Annotated in this window: 9 protein-coding genes; 8 read left to right on the top strand and 1 reads right to left on the bottom strand. The window is 45.7% G+C overall.

Going from position 1 to position 14058, the window contains the following annotated elements; translation table 11 throughout:
• The first annotated feature begins 63 nt into the window (after nucleotides 1–63).
• A complete protein-coding gene (locus tag QWZ05_RS07525) occupies nucleotides 64–2547 on the top strand; it encodes a PAS domain-containing hybrid sensor histidine kinase/response regulator (RefSeq protein ID WP_290297632.1) in 2484 nt (827 codons plus the stop codon).
• A gap of 121 nt (nucleotides 2548–2668) precedes the next feature.
• On the opposite strand, the gene QWZ05_RS07530 is transcribed toward QWZ05_RS07525, so the two are convergent.
• On the bottom strand, nucleotides 2669–2911 hold the full coding sequence (locus QWZ05_RS07530) for a hypothetical protein (protein ID WP_264876841.1): 243 nt from the start codon (nucleotides 2909–2911) through the stop codon (nucleotides 2669–2671).
• Nucleotides 2912–3200: 289 nt separating this feature from the next.
• On the opposite strand from QWZ05_RS07530, the gene QWZ05_RS07535 reads away from it, so the two are divergent.
• The 7 genes from QWZ05_RS07535 to clpX all read left to right on the top strand — a co-directional run bounded on the left by QWZ05_RS07535 (nucleotide 3201) and on the right by clpX (nucleotide 13944).
• Nucleotides 3201–4529, top strand: a complete 1329-nt coding sequence (locus QWZ05_RS07535; protein WP_390215899.1) for a TolC family protein — start codon at nucleotides 3201–3203, stop codon at nucleotides 4527–4529.
• 4 nt (nucleotides 4530–4533) lie between these two features.
• Nucleotides 4534–6249: an efflux RND transporter periplasmic adaptor subunit gene (locus QWZ05_RS07540; RefSeq protein WP_290297635.1), complete on the top strand. Its 1716-nt coding sequence runs from the start codon at nucleotides 4534–4536 to the stop codon at nucleotides 6247–6249.
• Nucleotides 6246–9404, top strand: a complete 3159-nt coding sequence (locus tag QWZ05_RS07545) for an efflux RND transporter permease subunit (protein WP_290297636.1) — start codon at nucleotides 6246–6248, stop codon at nucleotides 9402–9404. Before QWZ05_RS07540 ends, QWZ05_RS07545 begins: the two co-directional genes overlap by 4 nt.
• A 15-nt stretch (nucleotides 9405–9419) precedes the next feature.
• Nucleotides 9420–9956: a copper-resistant cuproprotein CopI gene (copI, locus tag QWZ05_RS07550; protein WP_290297637.1), complete on the top strand. Its 537-nt coding sequence runs from the start codon at nucleotides 9420–9422 to the stop codon at nucleotides 9954–9956.
• 561 nt (nucleotides 9957–10517) lie between these two features.
• A complete protein-coding gene (tig, locus tag QWZ05_RS07555) occupies nucleotides 10518–11822 on the top strand; it encodes a trigger factor (protein WP_264876837.1) in 1305 nt (434 codons plus the stop codon).
• 106 nt (nucleotides 11823–11928) lie between these two features.
• On the top strand, nucleotides 11929–12555 hold the full coding sequence (clpP, locus tag QWZ05_RS07560; RefSeq protein WP_264876836.1) for an ATP-dependent Clp endopeptidase proteolytic subunit ClpP: 627 nt from the start codon (nucleotides 11929–11931) through the stop codon (nucleotides 12553–12555).
• Nucleotides 12556–12663: 108 nt separating this feature from the next.
• On the top strand, nucleotides 12664–13944 hold the full coding sequence (gene clpX / locus QWZ05_RS07565) for an ATP-dependent protease ATP-binding subunit ClpX (RefSeq protein ID WP_289963725.1): 1281 nt from the start codon (nucleotides 12664–12666) through the stop codon (nucleotides 13942–13944).
• The last annotated feature ends 114 nt before the right edge of the window (nucleotides 13945–14058 follow it).

Below are 14058 nucleotides of genomic sequence, written 5' to 3' on the forward strand. Positions count from 1 at the left end.
TTTTTTCTTCTCATATGTTCTACAGTTAGTTAAGAGCATCAGGCGTTTGCCAAGGAGAATTGAATGCAGCCACTGAGCCAACTTACACTTTCTGATATCAGTGCCAAAGGTCTGCTGTTGGTCTTTATTCTACTGACTTCTTTAATTTTCGGTGGGATAGCGATTTTTGTATTAAGTGATGAGAGTAAATCCACCATAAAACAGCTGCAGAGTGGCAATGGGCAGTTCGAGCTTGAATCAGCAAAAATTTTTATGGAGCAGTACCTCGAAGTCGCGGAAGACCGAATTTTATTAGCGTCACAATATGAAGGTGTTGTGGAGGCATTGGCTGAAGGTAATGTGGAACGTCTTATCTATCAGCTTGATCGCTTTAAAGGTCAAAGCAAATCGATGCTTTATGCCGCGCGTGATCGTGAGGGTAACATTCTTTTTGAAGATACTTTTCGTCACCCGGCTTCCGAGCAAGAGCAATATATCTTTGAATCCATTACTCAATCTACATTGAATGAACGTGTTGTTTATCTATTGCATGACGATACCAGTCATATTTGCCTAAAACTGTTTGTACCTATCTGGAACGAGGGGCAGTTTGTTGGCTTGTTGTATGGGGAAACAGCCGTCGATTATGAGGATTTTTTTGGCAGCTTTATCACAGGTCGTGATCGTTGGTACGAGCTAAGTCAGAATAACCCTCCAGCACCAAGAGCGACGTTGGCAAGCAAGGAGCACGATCAAAGTGATCATCATGAGCATCTCTCCTTTGTCCCTAACCTTAGTCACTCATCACAATGGATAATTAACCAGACTACTTTGAGTAAAGGCGATTTGATATTAACGCAAGGTATCAGTAAGTCTTTTGTTGATCAGCAGCTATCTAGCTTACAGGGGGATTTAATTCAGAGTCTGTTGGTTGTGGTCGGGGTAAGCGCCATTCTTGTTGGTCTGATAGGCAAAAAGCTGTTTGTGAATCCTCATTCAGAACTCGCACGCTCAAAACAAGATTTAATGGACGCTAACAGCCAGCTAATGGAAAAAGAGAAGGAGAGTCACTTGCTGGCTACAGTTGTCAGAGCGGCACGTGATGCAGTCATTATAACGGATAGAGAAGGCAGGGTAGAGTGGGTGAATCAGGCCTTTGAGTCAATGACAGGTTATCATATTGACGGTATACGCGGTCGAACACCAGGTTCGTTTTTGCAGGGGCAGGCCTCTGACCCACAAACGGCAAAGAATATTGGTGACGCTCTACGAGCAGGTAATCAAGTAAAGGCAGAGATTCTCAATTATACGTCGGATGGCGCACCCTATTGGGTCGACATCGATATTACCCCATTGCGTGACAAAGAAGGAAGCGTAGAGCGTTTCATTGCTATTGAACGGGATGTGACCGACTTTAAGCAACTCGAAACCCAACTGGCGACGGCCGCTTTAGAGGCAACGTCAGCAAATCAAGCCAAATCTAAATTTCTTGCCACAATGAGTCATGAGATACGCACACCGATGAATGGATTGTTGGGGTTGCTGCAAATGCTTGAAGAAGAGGTGGATGATCCGCAGCATCGGGATGTGCTGAAACTGGCTTTGGGGTCCGGTGAGCATCTCATTTCCATTCTTAATGATATTCTGGATCTTGCCAAGATCGAAAATGATGCCTTGGAGTTGGACCCACATCTATTTTCAATGGAGGATGTCATTAACCCGGTAGTGAGCACCTATCAGAGCCTCTGTTCTGAAAAAGGTGTGCGCTTTATTTTCGACAATCAGTGTGACAAAGAGGCTTGTTATAACGGTGATGCAGTTAGAATAAGGCAGGTGTTACTAAACCTTGTTGGTAATGCTCTGAAATTTACCGATCAGGGGCACATTGGTGTCACTATTAGTCCCAAAGTCGGTGAGCGTGTAGAGTTTAAGGTGCAAGACACCGGGATCGGTATTCCTCAACACAGGCTCGAATCGATTTTTAATGAGTTTGAGCAAGCAGAGATTTCTACCAACCGCCGATTTGGGGGAACAGGGTTGGGGTTAGCTATATGCCAAAAGCTTGTTACCTTGATGAAAGGCGAATTGCAAGTCGAAAGTACGGAGGGGCAAGGAACGCTGTTTTATTTTATCGTTAAACTACCGCAACTGAATATAGAAAAAGAGAGCGAATCAGCTGTTGCTGAGAACACTGACTTTTCTCAATATCGCGTTTTGATTGCTGACGATAACAAAATGAATCAGATCATTGCCAAGGGTTTTTTAGATAAGTTAAACATACCAAACCAAACTTGCAGTAACGGTCTTGAAGTATTGGACTGGCTGAACAAAGAGTCGTTCAACCTGCTCATTATTGATAACCATATGCCCGAGCTCAATGGTGTGGATACCGTGGCTAAAATACGCTCTAGCGGAGATGATAAACTACTAATATTTGGCTGGACTGCCGATATTATGCAAACTTCGACTCAATCTTTCTTGAATAATGGGGCTGATGAGGTGCTTGCCAAGCCATTGATTAAGAAGGATCTTGTTAAGGCTTTGAATCGATATATTTCAAGAATATAAGCACGTTATCGAATAATAAACTTGACCCTACCCCAAGGGTAAGCTTTATACTGAATGAACGATCATTTGGGATAATATATGACTCATTCAATGCGCACTTTATGGATAACGCTTATCAGCATCACAGCGATGTTGTTGTCGGCGTACGTCTCGAGTGCACCTGCAATGTCATTGCAAATGGGTCAACATACAACTCAGCCAACCACCATGGCTCATTGCCAGTCAGCAAGTAAGCAGCATCATGATCATGACGATAAACATGACCATAGCCATGAACATACTGTTCATCATGTGATGACGTCAGATTCTGTTCAAACCAGCGATTGTGACAATCAGTCTCACAGCGTGCATAGCTGTTGTACATCCGTGTGTTCTAGTGTGTCCTATCCCATTGAGACAGCAAATATCACTCAACCTACCCTCGCGAGTTTAGCTTTACACCAGCCAATTACCATTGGAGATGCGCGGACTCGCCCTCGTCTATTGCTGCGTCCTCCTTCAATTTAGATTTTGCTAGTTGGTTGCTCCAAGTGAACGCACTTGAAGCAAAAGATGCATGTATTGGTTGTGGCCAATACCTAAATTGGAAAAAAATTGTGAATATACAATACACAACATTTGCGCTTGCTTTGTGCGCGAGTGTTTTGGTGGCAATGATGTCACCTGGAGTGTTTGCTTATACGAATATCGAGCAAAGCTCTATTCAGCGAAAACAATCCATTCAGCAGCTCGATGATCTGATCCAGTTTGCCATCAACCGAGATTCAGGGCGCAAGCAGTATCAGGCCCAATCTCAAGCGATTCGTGAAACAGGGGTGTCTCAATCGACCCTGATGGATCCCAAACTGAAAGTGGGCTTCGGCGGCCTGCCAGTAGACAGTTTTCGTTTTGACGAAGATCCGATGACGAATATTTCAGTGGGTTTGATGCAGCAATTCGAGCGTGGCTCTAGCTCTAACTTGAAACAAAAGCGAGCCAATCAACAAGCCGATGGCATGGCCCTACAGGTGGATGGCCGAGCGATTGATATTGCAAATAGCTTGACTCAACTGTGGTTAGAGCTCGGTTATCAGCAATACGCTCATCAAGTACTGAAAGAAAATCGTCGTCTAATGATGGAGATGGAGCAGTTTATCGAGACCAACTATGGTTTGGGCAAAAGTGAAGTGCAAGACTTGCTCAACGCTCAGCTCAATGTAAGTAAGTTGGATGAGAAAATCCTTAGTAACCAGCAAATGCAGCGTCGCATTTTATCTCAAATGTCCGAATGGCTCGGGGATGAGTGGCTCTATCAAAATAGTGATGCTATGGCGACCAATCAGATTAGCTGGCCACAACTGGATGACTATCTTGAGTCTGCTGGTGAATCAACTCAGCACTATCAGCGTATCAATGAGCACCCAGTGGTGAAAATGGCTGACCAAACCATTGCGAGTAATGAGACACAGGTCGCCTTGGCTGAGCAAGCTTACACGCCTCAGTTTGGTGTTGAAGTGATGTATGCCTATCGCCAGGCAGACAACATGCGTGGCGAACCTGCCTCTGATCTGGTGAGTGCCTACTTGACGATGGATATCCCGCTGTTTACTGACAACCGACAAGACAGAGATCTTGCGGCAGCACAGTATCAAGTCGGCGCTTCTCGCTCACAAAAAGATGTGCTTCTTGCTCAGATGAATGCCAAGGTCAACGCGTTATTGATTGATCGCATTAACCTCAAAGAGCGTATCGACCGTTTTAAAACAACCTTGCTCAGTCAAGCTAGCGCTCGAACTCAGGCGGTTGAGCGTGGCTATCAGAATAATACAGCACAGTATAATGATGTGATTTCCGCCTCTTCAGATGAGTTAACACTGGCTCTTGAATACCAGCGTTTAATTACCGATTTAAGCCTCGTCAACAGCAGTCTGTCTGCATTACTTGGAGGGTTTACTTTTCAAGCTAACCCTCCAACGATTACAAACAATGAGTCACTAAGGTAGGAAAATGAACAAAACTCATCAAGTTGCAGTGATTGCATTACTCGTCGGTGCCGCACTAGGCTTTAGTAGCCGCTATCTTCTACCTTTGCCGTCTCATGATATGGAAGGTATGAAAGCTGGGGCGAGTAACGCGTCCGACGAGCCCCTCTATTGGGTTGCACCAATGGATCCAAATTACAAACGAGACAAGCCAGGTAAATCACCGATGGGGATGGACTTAATCCCTGTGTTTGCAGAAGACCTATCCGGTGAAAACGACAAGCCGGGCACGGTGACCATCGACCCTGCTGTAGAGAATAACCTCGGAGTAAAAACGGCAGCTGTCATGCTGAGTAACCTCTCCCCAAGAATTGAGACTGTCGGTTACGTCGCGTTTGATGAAAGCTTGTTGTGGCAAACCAACGTAAGAGTCGCGGGTTGGGTAGAAACATTGTTTGTCAATGCAGTCGGAGACCGCGTAAGCAAAGGTGACAAGTTGTTTACGCTCTATTCCCCAGAGTTGGTTAAAGCTCAGGAAGAATTACTGAATGCGTATCGCACAGGGCGTAAGGGTTTACTCAAAGGAGCGACTGAGCGCTTGATGACCTTGGGTGTCGATAACGCTCAGATTCAAGCAATCAAGCGGCGAGGTAAAGCCTCTCAGTCCATTGATATCAAGGCACCAACAGATGGTGTAATTGCAGGCCTTAATATCCGTGAGGGTGGCTATTTGTCTCCAGCTCAAGCGGTGATCAGTGCTGGACCTCTCGATGAAGTTTGGGTTGATGCGGAAGTGTTTGAACGCCAAGCGCACTGGGTCAGCGCAGGCAGCCAAGCGTTGATGACACTTGATGCTATTCCTGGGCAAGAGTGGCAAGGCGTGGTGGATTATGTTTATCCGATTCTTGATCCAAAAACCCGAACTTTACGAGTGCGCTTGAAGTTTGCCAACGAGCGCGGGGCGTTAAAACCGAATATGTTTGCCAACATTGCACTTAAACCACAAACATCAGAGCAAGTGCTGACCATCCCTAGGTCTGCGGTGATTCGTTCTGGTGGAATGACACGTGTAGTGTTAGCTGAAGGCAGCGGAAAATACCGCTCTGCTCGTATCGAGGTTGGGCGTGAAGCAGGAGAGAGTATTGAAGTTTTAGAAGGGCTAAAAGAAGGCGAGCGTATTGTGACTTCTGCGCATTTTATGCTTGATTCTGAATCTAGCCAAAGTGCGGAGTTATCCCGAATCAATGGTGCGAATGAGCCGGTGGCAACAGTATGGGCTAAGGGCGAAGTGACCAAAGTGATGCTTGATCACCAAATGCTCACCATCAATCATCAGCCGGTCCCTGAGTGGGAGTGGCCCGGTATGGTCATGGATTTCAGCCTTGCCTCAAATGTCGACACTGATGGATTGCAAGTGGGTTCAGCCATTGAGTTTGAAATGCAAAAAGGCGCCACAGGTATGTATGAGGTCGTAGACCTTAAACTTGCTGAAAACGTAATGCCGACAGAGGCATGGGCACTCGGAGAAGTCACCATATTGATGGCAGATTTTGGCATGATCACTATTGAGCATCAGGTTGTTGATGAGTGGCAATGGCAGGCGGGGGAGATGAACTTTTCTGTTGAGGATGATGTTGATCTGTCAGCCCTGGCTGAGGGTGATGCGGTCCGTTTTCTGTTGAACAAACAAGGAGCGAACTATCAACTCAAACAGATAGAGAAAGTAGAGGGTAAACAATGATTAGTGCCATCATTCGCTGGTCCCTCAGAAACCGATTTCTCGTGTTAGTGGCAACATTATTGTTGACCGTGGGTGGGCTTTACAGTGTAAAAAACACACCTGTTGATGCGATACCAGATTTGTCTGATGTTCAAGTCATCATTAAAACAAGCTATCCGGGGCAGGCACCTCAGGTAGTTGAAGATCAAGTGACCTATCCGTTGACGACCGCAATGCTCGCCGTTCCGGGCGCCGAAACGGTTCGTGGATTTTCGTTCTTTGGTGACTCTTATGTGTACATCATTTTTGATGATGATACCGACATGTATTGGGCACGTTCGCGTGTACTTGAATATCTGAGTCAAGTCGCGCCAAATTTGCCTCCGAGTGCAGTGCCGACTTTAGGGCCAGACGCAACAGGCGTTGGCTGGGTTTACAACTATGTGCTGCAAGATAAAACCGGTCAGCATGACTTAGCGCAGTTACGCAGTTTGCAAGATTGGTTTTTGAAATACGAGTTGCAAACGGTAGATGGCGTCTCTGAAGTTGCCACTGTTGGCGGTATGGTTAAGCAGTATCAAGTGCAGATTGACCCAGCCAAGCTTCGTGCTTATGACTTAACACTTCAGCAAGTCAATATGGCGATCAAAAACGGTAATCAAGAAACAGGTGCTTCGGTGATTGAACAAGCAGAAGCAGAGCATATGGTGCGCACTACTGGTTACTTAACAGGGGTAGAGGATATTCAATCTCTGCCGCTGAAAGTGACCGAAACGGGAACGCCGCTGCTGTTAGGTGATATTGCTGAAATTAACCTTGGACCCCAGATGCGCAGAGGCATCTCAGAGTTTAACGGTGAAGGTGAGGCTGTTGGTGGTGTCGTAGTGATGCGCTTTGGTGAAAACGCCAGCGAAGTAATCGATAAAGTGAAGGCTAAGTTAGATGACTTGCAGCGCAGTCTTCCTGAGGGGGTCGAAATTGTCACTACCTATGACCGTTCAACGCTGATTGATTCTGCAGTAGAAAATTTGTGGAAGAAGTTAGCGGAAGAGTTCATTGTCGTGGCGGTGGTTTGTGCCCTATTCTTATTCCACATACGTTCATCGCTCGTTATTGCTCTTAGCTTACCAGTTGGGATCCTCAGCGCATTTATTGTCATGCATTGGCAGGGTATCAATGCCAACATCATGTCATTAGGTGGGATAGCCATTGCCATTGGTGCGATGGTTGATGGGGCGATCGTCATGATCGAAAACGTGCATAAACACATCGAGAGGACACCACTCAACGATCAAAATCGCTGGCAAGTGATCGGAAAAGCGGCAGAGGAAGTGGGCGCGCCACTCTTCTTCTCGCTATTGATCATCACATTAAGCTTTGTGCCCGTGTTTGCGCTTGAAGGGCAAGAAGGAAAAATGTTCTCTCCTCTCGCCTTCACCAAAACTTACGCGATGGCGGCTGCTGCCGGTTTAGCGATTACCTTAGTACCTGTTTTAATGGGGTATTTCATTCGCGGGAACGTATTGCCTGAGCATAAAAATCCCGTCAATAAAGCGTTAATTGCGCTCTATCGTCCGCTGTTAAGCATGAGTCTGTCCTATCCCAAAATAGTGATTATTCTGGCTCTCGTTTTGATGGGGTCTGCGTATTACCCCGCAAGCAAGTTGGGGAGTGAGTTTATCCCGCCACTAGATGAAGGGGATTTAATGTATATGCCGACCACTTATCCCGGCATTTCGGTGGGCAAGGCGAGAGAATTGCTGCAACAGACCAACAAGCTCATAAAAACGGTGCCTGAAGTTGATACTGTTTGGGGCAAAGTGGGCCGCGCGGAAACTGCGACTGATCCAGCGCCTCTAACTATGATTGAAACGGTGATTCAGCTTAAACCACGAGAACAGTGGCGAGAGGGGGTTACGACAGAATCTTTGCGTAGGGAGTTTGATCAACTGATTGAGTTCCCTGGTTTAACAAACGCTTGGGTCATGCCGATCAAAACCCGTATCGACATGCTAGCGACGGGGATAAAAACCCCAATTGGGATAAAGATAGCGGGACCTGAACTTGAGGTCATTGAGCAGATAGGCGCCGAACTTGAGCCGCTTCTGAGTCGTCTTCCCGGCACAGCGTCAGTGTATGCGGAACGTGTTGCAGGTGGCCGTTATGTCACTATTGATATTAAACGTCGAGCGGCTGCGAGATATGGTTTGAATATCAATGATGTTCAGCAAGTGATTTCGACAGCGATTGGTGGAATGAATGTAGGTGAGACCATTGAGGGGCTAGAACGATACCCTATCAATGTTCGTTATCCACAAGACTATCGAGACTCCGTGGTGAAGCTACAAAATCTACCATTGGTGACGCCCAATGGGGCCCGCATCGCCCTCGCGGATGTGGCGGATATTCGGTATGAAGATGGTCCTCCAATGATAAAAACAGAAAATGCTCGTCCAAACGGGTGGGTTTTTGTCGATATTGACGGACGAGACCTAGGTACCTACGTAGAGGAAGCCAAACAGGTTGTTGCAGAGCAGTTGCAATTGCCTGCGGGTTATTCACTTGCTTGGTCAGGGCAGTATGAATATATGGAGCGGGCGAAAGAGCGGCTCAATGTCGTCGTGCCAATTACCATTGCGATCATTATGTTATTGCTTTACTTCAGCTTTAGGCGAGTAGGGGAAGTGATGATCATCATGTTGACACTGCCGCTTTCAATGGTTGGTGGCCTATGGTTGATGCATCACCTCAACTATAACTTTTCCATTGCCGTCGGGGTGGGTTTTATCGCCTTAGCAGGTGTCGCCGTTGAGATTGGAGTCATTATGTTGGTTTACCTCAATCAAGCATGGCACTACAAAAAACTGGATGTGCAAGAGCAGCAGCAATCTCTGACTATGAGTGATCTCAGTGCAGCCATTCGAGAAGGAGCAGGGTTACGTGTCCGTCCAGTGATGATGACGGTGCTCACTGTGATTATAGGCCTTATCCCGATTATGTATGGAGAAGGAACGGGTTCTGAAGTCATGCAAAGAATCGCCGCTCCGATGATCGGCGGAATGGCATCGGCACTATTACTGACGTTATTAGTGTTGCCTGCCATCTTCAAATTGTGGAAGCAACAAGAATTAAAGCAACCCAAACAACCAAATGAAGTCACTAAAAAGTCTTACTAAGAAGGAAGGATAGATATGAAAAAGCAACTAATCGTACTGATGATGGCGATAGCATCGACATCCACGTGGGTTCATGCGGAGGGTATGGATCATGGTTCGATGGATCATAGTAGCATGGACCATAGTCAAATGGATCTCAGTAAAATGGATCACTCTAATATGAGCATGGAAGGTATGTCAGCAGTTGGTATGCCGGCCCACGGGGCGAAGCCAGACAAAGTGGTGCATGTCATTTTAAGTGATGACATGACGATAGACTTTAAGCGAGATGTGAAAATTGAACCGAATGATGTGGTGCAGTTTGTCGTTATGAATACCGGAAAAATGGACCACGAGTTTGTTATAGGGTCGCATGAGGAGCAACAAGCGCACCGAGAGATGATGGCTACGATGGAGGGAGATCATCATCATGATTCTGGAAACTCAGTAACAGTCGCACCAGGTAAAGCCAAACAAATATTATGGCACTTCCACGGTGAGAAAGAGGTTGAGTTTGCATGCAATATGCTAGGTCATGCGGAATCGGGTATGATTAAAAAGATCTCATTATAAATAGTAAAGATGCTATATGCATACGAAGGCGGCTCATTTGTGGCCGCCTTCTATCATAATAGCTACTTTCCATAAGCCCGTTTTTAGACAAAACTAATACGCAAAATGTAATTAAAAATTTGATCAATCTCTCCTTTTACGCTTTTTAAGAAATAATTGAATTAGAAACCTTGAAAAGCGGTCAAAAGTCCCCATTTTTGACGTGTATTCGCTGTTTTTTCTCGTTCAACCATGAAAATTGGTCGAAAACGGAGCAGTTGAGATGAATTTATGATTATTGAGTGTTCGATACAGGGGATCGGCTCGACAGGCTAAGCTCAGGTCGTTAGAATGCTTCGTCTAAATTTTTACCCTGAGACTAATCGGAGATACCTTTTTGGGGCTTTGCTGCTGGAAGATATCACTCATTAGTCCGGTACGCGGTTGGTTAACCGAGTATCGATGCTCAATTTAAATAAGCGTTCTAAGAGCGCTAAACAAGGATGCAGTCATACTCACTAGAATAGTCAGTTTGGCTCATACGCTCAGAGAACTCTGAGCCATTTTTGAGGTTTATAAACAATGCAAGTTACTGTTGAAACGCTAGAGGGCCTACAGCGCCGTCTTAACATTACTGTTCCTGCGTCTAACATTGAAGATGCGGTAACAGCTGAACTACGCAACATCGCGAAAAACCGTCGCTTTGATGGTTTCCGTAAAGGTAAAGTACCGATGAAGATGGTTGCTAAGATGTACGGTAAAGCGGTACGTCAAGATGTTCTAGGCGAAGTAATGCAGCGTCACTTCATCGAAGCGATCGTTAAAGAGAAGATCAACCCAGCTGGCGCACCAACTTTTGAACCAGTTGAAAACGCTGAAGGTCAAGACCTAGTATTCAACGCAACGTTCGAAGTTTACCCAGAAATCGAACTTGCTGGTCTAGACGCAATCGCTGTTGAGAAGCCAGTTGCTGAAGTTAAAGACGCAGACGTTGAAGAGATGATCGAGACGCTACGTAAGCAACAAGCGACTTGGGCTGAAGTTGAAGGCGCTGCTGAAGAAGGCACTCGTGCAACTATCGATTTCGTTGGTTCTATCGACGGCGAAGAGTTTGAAGGCGGTAAAGCTGAGAACTTCCCACTAGAAATGGGCGCTGGTCGCATGATCCCTGGTTTTGAAGACGGTATCACAGGTAAGACTGCTGGTATGGAATTCGAAATCGACGTGACTTTCCCAGAAGATTACCACGCAGAGAACCTAAAAGGTAAAGCAGCTAAGTTCGCAATCAAAGTGAACAAAGTTGAAGCGCGTGAGCTTCCAGAAATCAACGACGAGTTCGTTGCTAAGTTCGGTGTTGCTGAAGGCGGTGTTGACGCACTTAAAGCTGAAGTACGCAAGAACATGGAGCGTGAGCTTAAGCAAGCTGTTAAGAACCGCATCAAAGAGCAAGCGATTGACGGTCTAGTTAACGCGAACGACATCGACGTTCCTGCTGCACTTATCGACCAAGAGATCGGTGGTCTACGTCAGCAAGCAGCTCAACGCTTCGGTGGTAACCCAGAAGCTGCTGAACAGCTTCCACGTGAACTGTTCGAAGAGCAAGCTAAGCGTCGCGTAGCAGTTGGCCTACTACTTGGTGAAGTTATCAAGTCAGAAGAGCTAAAAGCTGATGATGAGAAAGTGAAAGCACTAATCGAAGAGATGGCAACAGCTTACGAAGACCCATCAGAAGTGATTGCTTACTACGAGCAAAACGAGCAAATGATGAACAACATGCGTAACGTTGCTCTAGAAGAGCAAGCTATCGACGCGATCATCGCTAAAGCACAAGTTACTGAGAAAGAAGTTGGCTTCAACGAGCTAATGAACCAGCAACCTGCTGCTTAATAGGCAGAAACGAAGCTAATTGGTTGACTAACCATTAACTCACTGCTAACAATGGTCCGTGTGATAATTTATCATCCGGGCCATTTATTTTTAGGGATATAAGACTATGAGCTACCAAGAAAAAAATGCAATGTCGCCAATTCTTGACGCGCTAGTACCAATGGTAGTAGAGCAGACATCTCGTGGCGAACGTTCATACGATATCTACTCACGTCTATTAAAAGAGCGTGTGATTTTCTTAACGGGTCAAGTGGAAGACCACATGGCGAACCTCGTTGTGGCTCAGCTGCTTTTCCTAGAGTCTGAAAATCCAGATAAGGACATTTTCCTTTACATCAACTCTCCGGGCGGTAGCGTGACTGCAGGTATGTCTATCTATGACACAATGCAGTTTATTAAGCCAAACGTAAGCACTGTATGTATGGGTCAAGCTTGTTCAATGGGTGCGTTCCTGCTTGCTGGTGGTGCACCAGGTAAGCGCTACGTACTACCGAACTCTCGCGTGATGATTCACCAACCACTAGGTGGTTTCCAAGGTCAGGCGTCTGATATTCAGATCCACGCGCAAGAAATTTTGACTATCAAACAAAAACTAAACACGCTTCTTGCTGAACATACTGGTCAGCCATTAGAGGTTATCGAGCGCGATACTGACCGCGATAATTTTATGGCCGCTGATCAAGCTGTTGAGTACGGGCTTGTTGATGCAGTGTTGACACACCGCGGTGAATAATCGTTAATAACGAGTGAATACACACAATCACTCAACCTTGCTGCGAGCAATGTTGAGTGATATGTAGTAAACTCGTTACGAAAGGAATAAAGGCTAAGAGGTTAGCGAATGACAGATAAAAGCAAAGATTCAGGTAACAGCAAGTTACTTTACTGCTCTTTCTGTGGCAAAAGCCAACACGAAGTTCGCAAGCTAATCGCAGGCCCTTCGGTTTATATTTGTGATGAATGTGTCGATCTGTGTAACGACATCATTCGTGAAGAAATCAAAGATATTCTTCCAAAGCAAGAGTCAGAAGCGTTACCAACGCCGAAAGCGATTCGTGATCACCTAGATGATTACGTTATCGGTCAAGACTATGCAAAAAAAGTATTGGCAGTAGCGGTTTATAACCACTACAAGCGTCTGCGTAATGGCGACACAACGAAAGAAGGTGTCGAACTAGGTAAGAGTAACATCTTGCTGATAGGTCCTACAGGTAGTGGTAAAACGCTACTTGCTGAGACGCTAGCGCGTTTCTTGGATGTTCCATTTACAATGGCAGATGCGACAACACTTACCGAAGCGGGCTACGTTGGTGAAGATGTAGAAAATATCATTCAGAAGCTTCTGCAAAAGTGTGACTATGACGTTGCGAAAGCAGAGCGCGGTATTGTTTACATCGACGAAATTGACAAGATTTCTCGCAAAGCTGAGAACCCATCTATCACGCGTGACGTGTCAGGTGAAGGTGTTCAGCAAGCACTATTGAAGTTGATTGAAGGTACAGTCGCTTCAGTACCACCTCAAGGTGGTCGTAAGCATCCACAACAAGAGTTCTTACAAGTAGATACTTCTAAGATTCTGTTTATCTGTGGTGGTGCGTTTGCCGGTCTAGATAAAGTGATTGAGCAGCGCGTTGCAACGGGCACGGGTATTGGCTTTGGTGCAGAAGTACGTTCGAAAGATGAATCTAAATCTCTGAGTGATCTGTTTATGCAGGTTGAACCAGAAGATCTAGTGAAGTACGGTTTGATCCCAGAGTTTATCGGTCGTCTGCCTGTAACGACGACATTGACTGAACTTGATCAAGATGCATTGATTCAGATTCTTTGTGAACCAAAGAACGCTCTAACTAAGCAGTATGCGGCATTGTTTGAGCTTGAAGATGCAGAACTTGAATTCCGTGAAGATGCGCTACGCGCGATTGCTAAGAAAGCAATGGAGCGTAAAACAGGTGCACGTGGTCTTCGTTCTATTCTTGAAGGTGTACTTCTAGAGACAATGTACGAACTGCCATCAGCGACAGACGTAAGCAAAGTTGTTATTGATGAGTCTGTAATTAATGGTGAGTCTGAGCCACTATTGATTTACAGCAACAACGACAATCAAGCGGCCGTTGCAGAGTAATTCTTGTCCATTTGTGACAGACACGAAAGAGGAAGCATTTATTGCTTCCTTTTTTTTATTCTGTCATTGAAACCAAGCGATTAGCCCCCATATACTCGAAATAAAGTAAAGCGG

It is taken from the genome of Vibrio agarivorans (assembly GCF_030409635.1).
In the GTDB taxonomy this organism is placed as follows: Bacteria; Pseudomonadota; Gammaproteobacteria; order Enterobacterales; family Vibrionaceae; genus Vibrio; species Vibrio agarivorans.